Source organism: Haloarcula sp. JP-L23, assembly GCF_011602445.1.
GTDB lineage: Archaea > Halobacteriota > Halobacteria > Halobacteriales > Haloarculaceae > Haloarcula > Haloarcula pellucida.
The window spans coordinates 1,065,161-1,079,665 of the sequence record NZ_CP050014.1; the positions used below are offsets into that span (position 1 = coordinate 1,065,161).

Consider the following 14,505-nt stretch of genomic DNA (forward strand, 5'->3'; position numbering starts at 1 on the left):
CACCGGGCGTGGTCCGCGATTTCGCTCTCTCTCCTGCCGTCTCGGTACCGAGCGACGGTGTCGTGTAGTTGTCTGTCCGCCGCGGAGCGACGTACGGCGACGAGCCCCCACGCTTAGGCCACTGCACGGCTAACCGACGGATATGTCGAACCGACTCCACCAAATCGTCGACCTCCTTATCGCCGCGCTCGTCGCCGGCACGTCGACGTTCCTCTGGCAACTGGTCGTCTCGCCGGCCATCGCGCTCTGGATATCGACGCTGTTTGCGGCCATCTACTACTTCTCGCGGAACCCGTGGGGCTCTCCGCGCGGCGAGGAGTACAACGAGTGGATCGACGACCTCTACGACCAGTACTTGCCCTGACACCGCCGACCAAACGGACGGTTTCTTATACGTGCCCCTGCTGAGTCACCCACAATGAGCGGTACTACTCCACAGGAGGTGAGCGGGCGATGAGCGACTCGACCGACGAGGTTCGGTCCTACACACTGCGGCTCGAACTGGTCGACGAACCGGGCGAGCTGTTGCGGGCGCTCGAACCCATCGCCAACAACGGCGGGAACCTCCTCTCTATCTTCCACGAGCGGGGCAACGTCACGCCCCGCGGGCACATCCCCGTGGAGGTCGACCTAGAGGCGACCCCCGAGCGATTCGAGGCTATCGTCGACGCCGTCCGTGACGCCGGCATCAACGTCATCCAGGCCGGTGCCGAACGCTACAGCGAGACGCTGACGGTCGTCCTCTCGGGACATCTCATCAACACGGACCTCTCGGATACGCTCTCGCGCATCCAGGAATCGACGAACGCCACGGTGACCGACCTCTCGCTGTCTGCCCCCGAGGGGACCGAGGACGCCTCCAGCGCACGCATCCGACTGGCGACCGAACAGGGCGCTGCCGACGGCGTGATGGAGACGGTCCGTGCCCTCGCGGCCGAGAAGGACTTACGCGTCATCGAACCCCTCGCGGCCGGAGGTGACCTATGAGACTCGCCGTCCTCGGTGCCGGTGCGGTCGGCTCCTCGGTCGCCGAACTGGCGGCCGGCTACGGCCACACGGTCACGGCCTACGCGGACTCCCAGAGTGCCGCCGTCGACCCGGACGGCATCGACGTGGCTGGCGCCATCGACCGGAAAGCGACCGACGGCATCGTCGGCGACGCCACCCCCGAGGACGCCCTCGACGGCGCCTACGACGTGCTCGTCGAGGCGACGCCGACGACGCTGGGCGACGCCCAACCCGGCTTCGGTCACGTCGAGGCCGCGCTCGAACGCGACCGTCACGTCGTGCTGGCGAACAAGGGCCCCGTCGCCGAGCGCTACGCGGACGTGCGCGCACTCGAACGTGAGAGCGCGGGGACGGTGCTGTTCGAGGCGACCGTCGGCGGTGCGATGCCCGTCCTCTCGACTATCGACGACTTCGACCCCGAACACATCAACGCGGTCCGAGGCGTCCTCAACGGCACGGCGAACTTCATCCTCTCGCGGATGAGCGCCGAGGGACTGGGCTACGAACACGTCCTCGCCGAGGCCCAGGACCTCGGCGTCGCCGAGGCCGACCCGACTTTCGACGTAGACGGCACCGACGCCGCCCTCAAGGGCGTCATCGTCGCCAACGTCCTCGCCGACGATGGTCGCGAGTACACGCTCGAAGACGCCGACGTCGAGGGCATCGAGGACATCGAGGGGAGCGCACTCGAACTGGCCGCCGAAGACGGGCGGACGGTGCGGCTAATCGCCGAAGTGGCCGACGGCGAGGTCCGAGTCGGCCCGCGACTCGTCCCCGAGAACGCACCGCTGGCCCCGACGGGCACGCGCAACATCGTCCAGCTAGAGACCGAACACGCCGGGCGACTCAACATCTCGGGCCGCGGTGCCGGCGGTCCCGAGACGGCGAGTGCCGTCCTCGCCGACGTCGGCCGTCTCCCCGAACGGTAGGAAGCGCGGTTTCGCAGGTGTGCCGGTACTCCCCACCAAATATGTATTGCGACGAAACAGCGCCGAATTATGACACGTAGCAGAAACGTTATCGAGAAAGTCGAAGCGAGACTTGCCCTGCTACCCCGGTGGAAACCGGGTCTCGGCGCTGCCCTCCTGATTCCGCCCATCAGCATCGTCGGGATGGTGTACCTCGCCTACGAACTACACGAGGCTGGCAAAAAGCTGAGTGCGGATCTGTAACCGTCCCGTTCTCAGTTCCCTCACTCAGACTCTGTCAGCATTTTCACACACTGCCCGGCAGCGACTCTCAATTTCGTACGCGACTGACGATACGAACGCAGGGGTTGTGCAGTCTTCACGGACGTGCACTGACTGCCCGAACGACAGGCGGTCGGTGAGACCGGGTGCAGGCCCCGTTGCGTGACACCGCGTCCCAAATCGCCAGACAGCGCGGTTCTCGCCCGCGATTGCTTTCGAAATCGTTTTATGAACCACCGGCCAAAGACTCCGATATAGCGCCCCTGCGCGTGAGAAACAACAATGAGCGACGAACAACACCAGAACCTGGCCATCATCGGCCACGTCGACCACGGTAAGAGCACGCTCGTCGGCCGACTCCTCTACGAGACAGGATCGGTACCGGAGCACGTCATCGAACAGCACAAGGAAGAGGCCGAGGAGAAGGGCAAGGGCGGCTTCGAGTTCGCCTACGTCATGGACAACCTCGCCGAAGAGCGAGAGCGTGGTGTCACCATCGACATCGCCCACCAGGAGTTCAGCACGGACGCCTACGACTTCACCATCGTCGACTGTCCGGGCCACCGCGACTTCGTGAAGAACATGATCACGGGCGCGAGCCAGGCCGACAACGCCGTGCTCGTCGTCGCCGCTGACGACGGCGTTCAGCCGCAGACTCAGGAACACGTCTTCCTGGCCCGTACGCTGGGCATCGGCGAACTCATCGTCGCCGTCAACAAGATGGACCTCGTCGACTACAGCGAGTCCGACTACAAGCAGACCGTCGAAGAGGTCAAGGACCTCCTCAACCAGGTCCGCTTCGATACGGAGAACGCCTCGTTCATCCCGATCTCGGCTTTCGAAGGCGACAACATCGCCGAGGAGTCCGACAACACGGACTGGTACGACGGCGACATCCTGCTGACCGCCCTCAACAACCTGCCGGCTCCGGAGCCGCCGACGGACGCGCCGCTCCGCCTGCCGATCCAGGACGTCTACACTATCTCCGGCATCGGTACGGTCCCGGTCGGCCGTGTCGAGACGGGTATCCTCAACACCGGCGACAACGTCAGCTTCCAGCCGTCCGACGTCGCCGGCGAGGTCAAGACCGTCGAGATGCACCACGAGGAAGTCCCGAAGGCCGAGCCCGGTGACAACGTCGGGTTCAACGTCCGTGGCGTCGGCAAGGACGACATCCGCCGTGGTGACGTCTGCGGTCCCGCCGAGGACCCGCCCTCGGTCGCCGAGACCTTCCAGGCCCAGATCGTCGTGATGCAGCACCCGTCGGTCATCACCGAAGGGTACACGCCGGTCTTCCACGCCCACACCGCACAGGTCGCCTGTACCGTCGAGTCCATCGACAAGAAGATCGACCCGTCCTCCGGCGAAGTCGCCGAGGAGAACCCGGACTTCATCCAGAACGGCGACGCCGCAGTCGTCACGGTCCGACCCCAGAAGCCGCTCAGCATCGAGCCGTCCTCCGAGATTCCGGAGCTCGGTTCATTCGCTATCCGCGACATGGGTCAGACCATCGCCGCTGGGAAGGTCCTCAGCGTCAACGAGCGATAACACATGTCCCAACAGGCACGCGTTCGGCTCGCGGGTACGAGCCCCGAGGACCTCGACGACATCTGCGCCGACGTGCGGGAGATAGCGGAGAAGACCGGCGTCGAACTGTCCGGTCCGGTTCCGCTCCCGACGAAGACGCTCGAGGTTCCCACCCGGAAGTCCCCCGACGGTGAGGGGACGGCCACGTGGGAACACTGGGAGATGCGGGTCCACAAGCGGCTCATCGACATCGATGCCGACGAACGGGCGCTGCGCCAGCTGATGCGCATCCAGGTGCCCAACGACGTCTCCATCGAGATCGTCCTCGAGGACTAACCCGACCGGTCGTCCTCGAGTACGGCACCCGCCCCGAATCGCACGCCGGGACACACCCCACACACCGTGTGAATCGCTATCGAAGTTCGCCCTCACGCGCAGGGTTTATACTACCCCGCGTTCGAGTGGCAGACGACGCGGGCTCGTAGATCAGTGGCAGATCGCTTCCTTCGCAAGGAAGAGGCCCCGGGTTCAAATCCCGGCGAGTCCATTCCTACCTTCTCCACCATTTCGAGTGTTTCAAACACTCTAACGTCCGCTAAGTGTAAACTCACTGAACACGGATAACATTCGTTACGATTCGTGATGGGGCCATCGCTGGCTGTGATTCGCGTTCTGCGACACGGAGACGGACGAGATACTCAATCGTCATTGACTCCTGTACGATTCGTCTCGTGATGCTGCCGCCCATATCTCGGGTTGCGTGGCCTCAGTGACGTCAGTAGCACCGATAGGCTTTCCAGATGCTGCTGCATACAGGGCGCGTCTCGGTCACGACACGCACCCTATCACGCTGACGGAGACACAAGTCGTGCCCTCAGGGTGTCACCGTCGACACTGCACCGAGTAGCCGTTGATCAATCTGGCTGTTCACTGTCATCCATCAGGGACGATACGATGAGTCGCTTGATTCCACGTCGAAGGAGACCACTGGCTGCAGGTTGAGATATATCCAGATCAACGGCGACCTCGCTGAGAGTTGCGTTCCGTGGTTCTTCGAAATACCCTGTTTCGAATGCAACGAGGAGTGCTTCTCGTTGGCTATCGGTCAACCCAGCGTCCGTATTACCTAAACTAGCGTATTCGTTCACGCGCAGTAAATCGATATCAATGTCATTCTGTTGTGCATAGTCCCAGAGATGGACCAGATTCGTTCGCTCGGGTATCCATATTGTTAAGATCCAAGCCTTTCCCTCGTTCTCCATTTCGAGTATGACACCATTCGCGGTCGAAATAACTGGTGAGAGGATCTTCGCTTCGTCCGTATACTCGAAGCTATAGATCGCCTCCTCATCTCTGGTTTCAATAACTCGTTCGAATTCGCCAATGGTGTTATCATTCTGCAATCCGTCCTCGAACTGAACGAAATCTGAGGACTCTATGTGATAGAAGAACTTTCCCGATGCTGGGTCAGTTCCTGCCTCTGACACCGACTTGACTTTCGAACTTCGGTCGTGAGTGACTGTCTCTGTGAGAACTATGTCAGGATGCTCGACTCGGACGACCGCTTTAATATCGGTCATTGTTCTGTAGGGTAGTAGTGTTCAATGTGTGAAGTTTCTCAATCAATTGTTTTTGAGAGGCTTGGTGAAAATCTACATTGCAATGCTTGCTACCGGGGTCGTAGTGGTGGCCGTGTGGCGGCTTAAGTGAGTCGGTTGGTCATGATTTCTGGATACAAAGATACTGTTCAAGTACTCACTTCTCTGTACGTCGGTCAGATCCAATCAGAAATTAATACAATCTACCTGAGCCGACTGTTTCAACGCATTCGTTCGCAGCTATGTCGATGTTTCAATGCCATGGCTGAACAGCGTCGCCCAGATACACTCGATCCGACTGGCTACGAACGACGGGGTGGACCCGGCGGGGAGGTAGAATTTTGATTCAGTAGCTCTGCCTTGATCGTCGCTATGGTCTCTCTGTGTCATACAACTGAATAGAAGACCCGTGACCGCATTGTTCTGTAGCTTAATCGTATAACCTATTTATAGCGACTTTAGAAGAGTTCATGCATTCCTGACCCCTTCCACACGTTGCTCGGTGGAAGCGGTGAGAACGACGAGGGGCGAATAAAAAAGGACGACTATCGTCACAGCGAACGCCGCGAGAGATTTTCGATACGCGTCCATCCTCGTTCTGAGTCAGTGTACCACTAGCTCTGACGAGCCGCTCTCCTATTTGTCCCGGCCACCGTCTCACTGACTCACAGAGCAGCGCCCGACTGCTGAACGCACCCTCTGTATCGGTCACGGAGTATCTGGCAGATACCGGATAGACTCTTGATCGGTGAGATTGAGGGCCAGTCGTACTAATTATGGCCCGGAGCTGGTGGTGAGACCGATCTTGAAACCACCCGACAGCATCAGGATTCACTCGATTCTTTCACGCGGCGTCATCGAACCCCGGCGAGTCCACTTCTACCATACACCAGTTACGCCCCTCTACGACGACAGCCGTAATCGAGCCGTCGTGAATTCGTTACGCTCCGTGACGGACACGGGTTAGTGAGTACTACCTGCATAGCGAGTCCGCTCGCCGTGTCTCGCTTGGCGGCAAGGTTTTGGCATATGCGTCTGCAAAGCGTCTGTCTATCTCCGACACGGATACCGCGGCAGGCGACGACGGACCGGGGATAGTCCAAATCAACCTCCGTCTCAGCGAGGCGTTCCTCGAAGACATCGACACGACTTGGAAAGAACAGGGGTTCAATTCCCAGAGCGAGTTCCGTCGGTACGCCGCACGAGACGGGTGAAACGCCCAGAATTCTCTCGTGAGGGGGTGAAAGTAGGTCACCGCCAGCGAACACGAACTGCGAGTGACGACGAGTTGGTGTCACGCGAGGCGGTCGTCGAGATGATGGGCCGAGACGAAAGTGCCGATGACGAGTGGACGTGGAAGTTCACGACCCGCGCGGCCGACCAGTTCGACTCGCTCGACCCACACGTGTAGGACCGTCTCGAATCAGACGAGATCGTCGACTCGGAGTGGCGTGAGCCCGACGACTGCCTCGAACCGCTGACCGGCGGTCCGTTCTCGAAACTCCGCGTCGGACAGTACCGACTCGCCTGTACGCTCGGCCGGAGCGGGTCGATGTCCCGGGTTTCCGACGCTCAGATACTCGGCAGCTAGATGCGGTCCCTGCTGTCTCTGGGTTTATATTCCACACCGTTCCTCAGTTGCTTCTCAAATGAGTATGTAACCCCGTCACGTGGGGGCTATGTGGTGGCAGCACAGGGCGGGCTTGAGACGAGTCATTTATATGTACCCCTCCCATCGGATATGATGCGAAGGTCGCCCCGGGCCGCCCGGGTCGACACGGCCGGTCGTCGACGCGGCGACCGGTCGCTCGTAGAAGGGTGCTCGACGCGAGCACCCTTCGACCCCATGAGGATTCCACCCCTGCGGTCCGCCGTCAAGATGGAATCTGATGTGAGCCCACGGACCCATACAGTAGTCACCATCGACGTAGGAGTCGATGGGTTACGCTTCCGACGGAGTGCAACCACTTCCGCCGCTGATGTATATCAGCACATTCCGGTTGATCCTGCCGGAGGCCATTGCTATCGGAGTCCGATTTAGCCATGCTAGTCGCACGAACTTAGATTCGTGGCGTATAGCTCAGTAACACGTGGCCAAACTACCCTACAGACCGCGATAACCTCGGGAAACTGAGGCCAATAGCGGATATCACTCTCAGACTGGAGTGTCGAGAGTGAGAAACGTTCCGGCGCTGTAGGATGTGGCTGCGGCCGATTAGGTAGATGGTGGGGTAACGGCCCACCATGCCCATAATCGGTACAGGTTGTGACAGCAAGAGCCTGGAGACGGTATCTGAGACAAGATACCGGGCCCTACGGGGCGCAGCAGGCGCGAAACCTTTACACTGCACGAGAGTGCGATAGGGGGACTCCGAGTGCGAGGGCATATAGTCCTCGCTTTTCTGAACCGTAAGGTGGTTCAGGAACAAGGACTGGGCAAGACCGGTGCCAGCCGCCGCGGTAATACCGGCAGTCCAAGTGATGGCCGATATTATTGGGCCTAAAGCGTCCGTAGCTTGCTGTGTAAGTCCATTGGGAAATCGACGCGCTCAACGCGTCGGCGTCCGGTGGAAACTACACGGCTTGGGGCCGAGAGACTTGACGGGTACGTCCGGGGTAGGAGTGAAATCCTGTAATCCTGGACGGACCACCAATGGCGAAAGCACGTCGAGAGACCGGACCCGACAGTGAGGGACGAAAGCCAGGGTCTCGAACCGGATTAGATACCCGGGTAGTCCTGGCTGTAAACAATGCTCGCTAGGTATGTCACGCACCATGAGTGCGTGATGTGCCGTAGTGAAGACGATAAGCGAGCCGCCTGGGAAGTACGTCCGCAAGGATGAAACTTAAAGGAATTGGCGGGGGAGCACCACAACCGGAGGAGCCTGCGGTTTAATTGGACTCAACGCCGGACATCTCACCGGTCCCGACAGTAATAACGACGGTCAGTTTGACGAACTTACCCGAGTTACTGAGAGGAGGTGCATGGCCGCCGTCAGCTCGTACCGTGAGGCGTCCTGTTAAGTCAGGCAACGAGCGAGACCCGCACTTCTAGTTGCCAGCAATACCCTCGAGGTAGTTGGGTACACTAGGAGGACTGCCGCTGCTAAAGCGGAGGAAGGAACGGGCAACGGTAGGTCAGTATGCCCGAATGGACCGGGCAACACGCGGGCTACAATGGCCACGACAGTGGGATGCCACACCGAGAGGTGGAGCTAATCTCCAAACGTGGTCGTAGTTCGGATTGCGGGCTGAAACTCGCCCGCATGAAGCTGGATTCGGTAGTAATCGCGTGTCATAAGCGCGCGGTGAATACGTCCCTGCTCCTTGCACACACCGCCCGTCAAAGCACCCGAGTGGGGTCCGGATGAAGCCAGCATGCGCTGGTTGAATCTGGGCTCCGCAAGGGGCTTAAGTCGTAACAAGGTAGCCGTAGAGGAATCTGCGGCTGGATCACCTCCTACAGACCGGGATCAGGGCTCTGCCCTGACCCACCTTACACTGACTGGTGACCACAAGTCACCCGCACTGTCAGCGCGTAACACTGACGACTGTATGGGCCCTTGGGCTCACAAGACCGCTCCGAGACGGAGTCCCACTCTGGGATGTCGGGTGCAACTCCCGACAGGTCCGTACTTCGTGCCGCGTTCGAAACCCGTCCCCTTAAGTGTGGGCCGGCGCTCGAACACGGTACGACGACAGATGCACCAGCCCGGGTGAAACCGAGGCTGGGAAGGGTCGATTCGCCCACCATCTACCACCTTGGGGCGAGTATGAAACCGTGTGTACGTGCGATCCAGGCGTCCACTGGACTCGTTCAGTTTAGCGAGTCACAACGACGTTGGCTACTATGCCAGCTGGTGGATAGCTCGGCTCGAGAGCTGAAGAAGGACGTGCCAAGCTGCGAAAAGCCTGAGGGAGCCGCACGGAGGCTAAGAACTCAGGATTTCCGAATGAGAATCTCTTCACAATTGCTTCGCGCAATGAGGAACCCCGAGAACTGAAACATCTCAGTATCGGGAGGAAAAGAAAACGCAACGTGATATCGTCAGTAACCGCGAGTGAACGCGATACAGCCCAAACCGAAGCCCTCACGGGCAATGTGGTGTTTGGACTGACTCTCATCGCTCGACCGTCTCAATGAAGTCCCTTGGAACAGGGCGTGAAACAGGGTGACAACCCCGTAATTGAGACCAGTACGGCGTGCGTCAGTTCCGGAGTAGCGGGGGTTGGATATCCCTCGCGAACAACGCAGGCATCGACTGCGAAGGCTAAACACTCCTCGAGACCGATAGTGCACAAGTAGTGTGAACGAACGCTGCAAAGTACCCTCAGAAGGGAGGCGAAATAGAGCTTGAACTCAGTTGGCGATGGAGCGACGGGGCATACAAGGTCCCGTGACGAATGACCGAGACGCGAGTCTCCAGTAAGACTCACGGGAAGCCGATGTTCCGTCGTACGTTTTGAAAAACGAGCCAGGGAGTGTGTCTGTATGGCAAGTCTAACCCGAGCATCGGGGAGGCACAGGGAAACCGACATGGCCGCAGCGCTTTGCGCGAGGGCCGCCGTCTTCAAGGGCGGGGAGCCACACGGACACGACCCGAATCCGGACGATCTACGCATGGACAAGGTGAAGCGTGCCGAAAGGCACGTGGAAGCCTGTTAGAGTTGGTGTCCTACAATACCCTCTCGTGATCTATGTGTAGGGGTGAAAGGCCCATCGAGTCCGGCAACAGCTGGTTCCAACCGAAACATGTCGAAGCATGACCTCCGCCGAGGTAGTTCGTGGGGTAGAGCGACCGATTGGTGTGACCGCCTCCGAGAGGAGTCGGCACACCTGTCAAACTCCAAACCTACGAACGCCGTTTGACGCGGGGATTCCGGTGTGCGGGGTAAGCCTGTGCACCAGGAGGGGAACAACCCAGAGATAGGTTAAGGTCCCCAAGTGTGGATTAAGTGTAATCCTCTGAAGGTGGTCTCGAGCCCTAGACAGCCGGGAGGTGAGCTTAGAAGCAGCTACCCTCTAAGAAAAGCGTAACAGCTTACCGGCCGAGGTTTGAGGCGCCCAAAATGATCGGGACTCAAATCCACCACCGAGACCTATCCGTGCCCTTGACCGGGCAATCGAGTAGGTTGGCGCTCTCATTGGGTGGAAGCAGGGGTGAGAACTCCTGTGGACCGATGAGTGACGAAAATCCTGGCCATAGTAGCAGCGATAGTCGGGTGAGAACCCCGACGGCCTAATGGATAAGGGTTCCTCAGCACTGCTGATCAGCTGAGGGTTAGCCGGTCCTAAGTCTCACCGCAACTCGACTGAGACAAAATGGGAAACGGGTTAATATTCCCGTGCCATCATACAGTGAAAGTCGACGCCCTGGGGTCGATCACGCCGGGCTTTCGCCCGGTCGAACCGTCCAACTCCGTGGAAGCCGTAATGGCACGAAGCGGACGAACGGCGGAATAGGGAAACGTGATTCAACCTGGGGCCCGTGAAAAGACGAGTATGATGTCCGTACCGAGAACCGACACAGGTGTCCATGGCGGCGAAAGCCAAGGCCTGTCGGGAGCAACCGACGTTAGGGAATTCGGCAAGTTAGTCCCGTAAGTTCGCGATAAGGGATGCCTGCTCCGGAACGGAGCAGGTCGCAGTGACTCGGATGCTCGGACTGTCTAGTAACAACATAGGTGACTGCAAATCCGCAAGGACTCGTACAGTCACTGAATCCTGCCCAGTGCAGGTATCTGAACACCTCGTACAAGAGGACGAAGGACCTGTCAACGGCGGGGGTAACTATGACCCTCTTAAGGTAGCGTAGTACCTTGCCGCATCAGTAGCGGCTTGCATGAATGGATTAACCAGAGCATCACTGTCCCAACGTTGGGCCCGGTGAACTGTACATTCCAGTGCGGAGTCTGGAGACACCCAAGGGAAGCGAAGACCCTATGGAGCTTTACTGCAGGCTGTCGCTGAGACGTGGTCGCCGATGTGCAGCATAGGTAGGAGGCATTACACAGGTACCTGCGCTAGCAGGCCACCGAGCCATCAGTGAAATACTACCCGTCGGTGACTGCGACTCTCACTCCGGGAGGAGGACACCGGTAGCCGGGCAGTTTGACTGGGGCGGTACGCGCTCGAAAAGATATCGAGCGCGCCCTAAGGCTATCTCAGCCGGGACAGAGACCCGGCGAAGAGTGCAAGAGCAAAAGATAGCTTGACAGTGTTCTTCCCAACGAGGAACGCTGACGCGAAAGCGTGGTCTAGCGAACCAATTAGCCTGCTTGATGCGGGCAATTGATGACAGAAAAGCTACCCTAGGGATAACAGAGTCGTCACTCGCAAGAGCACATATCGACCGAGTGGCTTGCTACCTCGATGTCGGTTCCCTCCATCCTGCCCGTGCAGAAGCGGGCAAGGGTGAGGTTGTTCGCCTATTAAAGGAGGTCGTGAGCTGGGTTTAGACCGTCGTGAGACAGGTCGGCTGCTATCTATTGGGTGTGTAATGGTGTCTGACGGGAACGATCGTATAGTACGAGAGGAACTACGATTGGCCGCCACTGGTGTACCGGTCGTTCGAGAGAGCGCTGCCGGGTAGCCACGCGGCACGGGGTAAGAGCTGAACGCATCTAAGCTCGAAACCCACCTGGAAAAGAGACACCGCTGAAGGCCCTGTAGAAGACAGGGTAGATAGACTCGGGGTGTACGCACTGAGGTAACGAAGTGTTGAGCCCACGAGAACTAACAGCCTGAAGCCATCATTCATACGCACTGTGACTCGCAGTTCAGCCATCGAGCTGACTGAACGAGTCCAGGCGCAAACTGGATCGCACGTACGCAAGGTTATTCGACCGAGACTGGTAGTTTCGCGGTTCGATTCCGCGACTCGGCGTTAGGCGGCCATAGCGGCGGGTTGCCTCCCGTACCCATCCCGAACACGGAAGATAAGCCCGCCAGCGTTCCAGGGAGTACTGGAGTGCGCGAGCCTCTGGGAAATCTGGTTCGCCGCCACCATTCATATTCATACTCATTCAAGCCTCGCGGAGAGATGTCTCTCTGCGGGGCTTTTTGCATGTATAGAGAGCGGCAGCGCTGTCGACGGCGATGTGCGTCACTGAGTCGTCACAGGGCGTCGTGCCCGCGACACAGCGACCGCTCGTCGGACGAACTGCGGCAGAATCAGTAGCGGGCGGCGCTATCGTCGGTCTGATTCGGGGTTGTGCTTGCGGCGGTAGGTACCGACCATTTTCCAGAGGGTGTCGTCGATTGTTTCGCCGTCGGCTTCGTCCTCGAGTTGCCGGTACAGGTTCTCCGAGACTTCGATGCGAGGCATCGGGTGTGTATAGCGACCGGGAGTAAATAAATTCTCGCTGACACGGAACCGAGTAAAAGCTTCACGTCTTGTGGTTTCCCGTGATAGCTGATTATCACTCGCTGTAGAGCCAGCGGGCGCCGAAGGCGACGAACCAGGCCATCCAAATACAGAAGACGAGGAGCCACGCGCTGTACTGGACCGTCGCGTCGGGGATGAGGACGTACGCGACGACGAGAAGAGCGGCGACGCTCGCGGCGGCCGCGGCGTCCCAGCGACCGGGCGCCGGTGGTCTCGCCATCGGACCGGGTTACTGTGAGATGCCGTAGGTGTCGCCGGACCAGTCGCGGGCGGGGAAGTCATACACTGGCTGGTGGTGGTCGATGTCGTCGATGCGCTGGTGGTCCTCCGCGGCGAGGTCCCAGTCGAACAGGTCGCGGTTCGCCCGGACGTGGTCGGGTGAGGAGGACTTCGGAAGCGGGACGACGTCGTTCTCGACGGCCCACTTCAGGATAATCTGTGCCGGCGAGCGGTCGTAGGACTCGGCGATGGCTCGAATCGTCTCGTCGGCGAACACTTCTGTTCGGCCCAGCGGTGCGGCCGCCTCGACGACGGTGTTGGTCTCACGGCAGTACTGTACGACGTCGTCCTGTGTGTTCCACGGGTGGTACTCGATCTGGTTGACGGCGATAGGGACGTCGCTGACGTGGTGGGCGGCGCTGAGCTGGTAGGCGCTGAAGTTAGAGACGCCGACGTTCCGTATCTTTCCCTGATCGTGCAGTGTAGCCATCGCGTTCAGCGTCTCCCGGAGAGAAATGGTCGGGTTGGGCCAGTGAATCAGGTACAGGTCGAGGTAGTCCGTTCCGAGGCGCTCTAGCGACGCCTCGCAGGACGCGATGACGGACTCGTAGTCGAGGTGTTTCGGCAGGACCTTCGAAGTGAGGAAGACGTCCTCGCGGTCGTAGTCGGCCAGCGCCTCGCCGATAGCGGCCTCGTTGTGGTATCCCTCGGCGGTGTCGACGTGCGCGTAGCCGGCGTCTAAACCCGCTCGTACGGAGTCGCCGACGGTGTCGTCGTCGAGGTTCCACGTACCGACGCCGACCGTCGGGAGTTCGTCGCCACTGGGGAGTGTCGTCGTTGGGATGGACATGGTCGGTCGGAGGCCCGCCGACGCTAAAACCGTTTGGACCACGTTCGGTTCCACCCCGCACCCGCGGCTCGAGTTTGGGCTCGCTCGAAACGGTGGTGCCGTGGTATGCAGAACGCCACCACTCGAACCGGACTCGTCTGCCCCGACCAACCAGCGGACGGCGGGGCTGTCGCCCACTTCGTCCGTCAGCCGCCGAAGTGGTGTCCCCGCTCGGGGGGTCGCGAGCGACCGAGAAATCCGACTGGGCGGATGCCGTTCTGGGTTCGGGACAAGAGCACCGTCTCGGGTCGTGGCCGCCCGTCAGTAGGGTTGGCTGTGTTCGACCGACTGTCGCTGTGGCGCACCGCTGGAGAGGTCGGCGACGCACTCGCGGCAGAACTGGTACCCGCACTCGTTGGTCGCCCCACAGTGGGCACAGTCGATGGTCTCGATTGCGTCGTCACTGGGGGCCGGCGGCATCGTTTCGGGGTCGGACTGCGTGGCGCCGGAAGCGGGGTCGCTCTGTCGCCGGTAGGCGTACAGCATCGTCAGTACGTGCAGGCCGACGAGCAGGGCGATGGCACCGTACAGCCATTCGCTCCCCATCATACGTGATTATACGGTGACGTTATACTTGAGGGTTGTGCATAGTTCACATGCCCCGTCGTCTCCGGGTGCCGTGCGGTGAATGCGGGCCGGGGCGTAGCGCGAGCGTTGAAGTAGGGTGAGGGACCCACCCGCCGTAT

12 protein-coding genes, 1 tRNA gene, 3 rRNA genes and 1 pseudogene are annotated in these 14,505 nt (G+C 59.9%); 12 read left to right on the forward strand and 5 right to left on the reverse strand.

The window, feature by feature from the left end:
- The first annotated feature begins 142 nt into the window (after positions 1-142).
- From G9465_RS05370 to G9465_RS05400, 7 genes are all read left to right on the forward strand, one after another.
- Positions 143-364: a hypothetical protein gene (locus G9465_RS05370; protein WP_166968184.1), complete on the forward strand. Its 222-nt coding sequence runs from the start codon at positions 143-145 to the stop codon at positions 362-364.
- Positions 365-453: 89 nt separating this feature from the next.
- Positions 454-987, forward strand: a complete 534-nt coding sequence (locus G9465_RS05375; RefSeq protein ID WP_166968185.1) for an amino acid-binding protein — start codon at positions 454-456, stop codon at positions 985-987.
- Positions 984-1,937 (forward strand): homoserine dehydrogenase, encoded by a 954-nt coding sequence (locus G9465_RS05380; protein ID WP_166968186.1) that lies wholly within the window; start codon positions 984-986, stop codon positions 1,935-1,937. Before G9465_RS05375 ends, G9465_RS05380 begins: the two co-directional genes overlap by 4 nt.
- Positions 1,938-2,006: 69 nt before the next feature.
- A complete protein-coding gene (locus G9465_RS05385) occupies positions 2,007-2,180 on the forward strand; it encodes a hypothetical protein (protein ID WP_166968187.1) in 174 nt (57 codons plus the stop codon).
- A 300-nt stretch (positions 2,181-2,480) separates the two neighbouring features.
- A complete protein-coding gene (gene tuf / locus G9465_RS05390) occupies positions 2,481-3,746 on the forward strand; it encodes a translation elongation factor EF-1 subunit alpha (protein WP_166968188.1) in 1,266 nt (421 codons plus the stop codon).
- Positions 3,747-3,749: 3 nt separating this feature from the next.
- Entirely contained in the window at positions 3,750-4,061 is a 312-nt protein-coding gene (rpsJ, locus tag G9465_RS05395; RefSeq protein ID WP_135305362.1) for a 30S ribosomal protein S10, read from the forward strand.
- Positions 4,062-4,200: 139 nt separating this feature from the next.
- Positions 4,201-4,272: transfer RNA gene (locus G9465_RS05400), tRNA-Ala, on the forward strand.
- Between the two features lie 367 nt (positions 4,273-4,639).
- On the opposite strand, the gene G9465_RS05405 is transcribed toward G9465_RS05400, so the two are convergent.
- The gene (locus G9465_RS05405; RefSeq protein WP_166968189.1) at positions 4,640-5,305 is read right to left on the reverse strand and encodes a helix-turn-helix domain-containing protein; all 666 of its coding nucleotides are present in this window, start codon (positions 5,303-5,305) and stop codon (positions 4,640-4,642) included.
- Positions 5,306-6,345: 1,040 nt separating this feature from the next.
- On the opposite strand from G9465_RS05405, the gene G9465_RS25540 reads away from it, so the two are divergent.
- From G9465_RS25540 to rrf, 5 genes and pseudogenes are all read left to right on the forward strand, one after another.
- Entirely contained in the window at positions 6,346-6,537 is a 192-nt protein-coding gene (locus tag G9465_RS25540) for a ribbon-helix-helix domain-containing protein (RefSeq protein ID WP_166966283.1), read from the forward strand.
- A 104-nt stretch (positions 6,538-6,641) separates the two neighbouring features.
- Positions 6,642-6,914, forward strand: a pseudogene (locus G9465_RS26250) (type II toxin-antitoxin system RelE/ParE family toxin).
- Between the two features lie 402 nt (positions 6,915-7,316).
- Positions 7,317-8,785: ribosomal RNA gene (locus tag G9465_RS05420) — 16S ribosomal RNA — on the forward strand.
- A gap of 373 nt (positions 8,786-9,158) precedes the next feature.
- Positions 9,159-12,083, forward strand: a 23S ribosomal RNA gene (locus tag G9465_RS05425).
- A gap of 127 nt (positions 12,084-12,210) precedes the next feature.
- A 5S ribosomal RNA gene (gene rrf, locus G9465_RS05430) occupies positions 12,211-12,332 on the forward strand.
- Together the 16S, 23S and 5S rRNA genes form the textbook arrangement of a ribosomal RNA operon.
- Before the next feature lie 181 nt (positions 12,333-12,513).
- On the opposite strand, the gene G9465_RS05435 is transcribed toward rrf, so the two are convergent.
- The 4 genes from G9465_RS05435 to G9465_RS05450 form a co-directional block, all read right to left on the reverse strand.
- Positions 12,514-12,651 (reverse strand): hypothetical protein, encoded by a 138-nt coding sequence (locus G9465_RS05435; protein WP_166968190.1) that lies wholly within the window; start codon positions 12,649-12,651, stop codon positions 12,514-12,516.
- A gap of 94 nt (positions 12,652-12,745) precedes the next feature.
- Positions 12,746-12,931 carry a hypothetical protein gene (locus tag G9465_RS05440; RefSeq protein ID WP_166968191.1) on the reverse strand — a complete coding sequence of 62 codons (186 nt, stop codon included), beginning with the start codon at positions 12,929-12,931 and terminating at the stop codon, positions 12,746-12,748.
- A gap of 9 nt (positions 12,932-12,940) precedes the next feature.
- The gene (locus G9465_RS05445) at positions 12,941-13,780 is read right to left on the reverse strand and encodes an aldo/keto reductase (RefSeq protein WP_166968192.1); all 840 of its coding nucleotides are present in this window, start codon (positions 13,778-13,780) and stop codon (positions 12,941-12,943) included.
- 300 nt (positions 13,781-14,080) lie between these two features.
- Entirely contained in the window at positions 14,081-14,368 is a 288-nt protein-coding gene (locus G9465_RS05450) for a zinc ribbon domain-containing protein (protein ID WP_166968193.1), read from the reverse strand.
- Positions 14,369-14,505 lie beyond the last annotated feature (137 nt).

Excerpts from the sequence above, each read along its gene's own strand:
- G9465_RS05450 (WP_166968193.1), bottom strand. The coding sequence starts at position 14,368 with ATGATGGGGAGCGAATGGCTGTACGGTGCCATCGCCCTGCTCGTCGGC.
- G9465_RS05445 (WP_166968192.1), bottom strand. The coding sequence starts at position 13,780 with ATGTCCATCCCAACGACGACACTCCCCAGTGGCGACGAACTCCCGACG.
- tuf (WP_166968188.1), top strand. The coding sequence starts at position 2,481 with ATGAGCGACGAACAACACCAGAACCTGGCCATCATCGGCCACGTCGAC.
- G9465_RS05440 (WP_166968191.1), bottom strand. The coding sequence starts at position 12,931 with ATGGCGAGACCACCGGCGCCCGGTCGCTGGGACGCCGCGGCCGCCGCG.
- G9465_RS05370 (WP_166968184.1), top strand. The coding sequence starts at position 143 with ATGTCGAACCGACTCCACCAAATCGTCGACCTCCTTATCGCCGCGCTC.
- rpsJ (WP_135305362.1), top strand. The coding sequence starts at position 3,750 with ATGTCCCAACAGGCACGCGTTCGGCTCGCGGGTACGAGCCCCGAGGAC.
- G9465_RS05375 (WP_166968185.1), top strand. The coding sequence starts at position 454 with ATGAGCGACTCGACCGACGAGGTTCGGTCCTACACACTGCGGCTCGAA.
- G9465_RS05405 (WP_166968189.1), bottom strand. The coding sequence starts at position 5,305 with ATGACCGATATTAAAGCGGTCGTCCGAGTCGAGCATCCTGACATAGTT.
- G9465_RS05435 (WP_166968190.1), bottom strand. The coding sequence starts at position 12,651 with ATGCCTCGCATCGAAGTCTCGGAGAACCTGTACCGGCAACTCGAGGAC.
- G9465_RS05380 (WP_166968186.1), top strand. The coding sequence starts at position 984 with ATGAGACTCGCCGTCCTCGGTGCCGGTGCGGTCGGCTCCTCGGTCGCC.
- G9465_RS05385 (WP_166968187.1), top strand. The coding sequence starts at position 2,007 with ATGACACGTAGCAGAAACGTTATCGAGAAAGTCGAAGCGAGACTTGCC.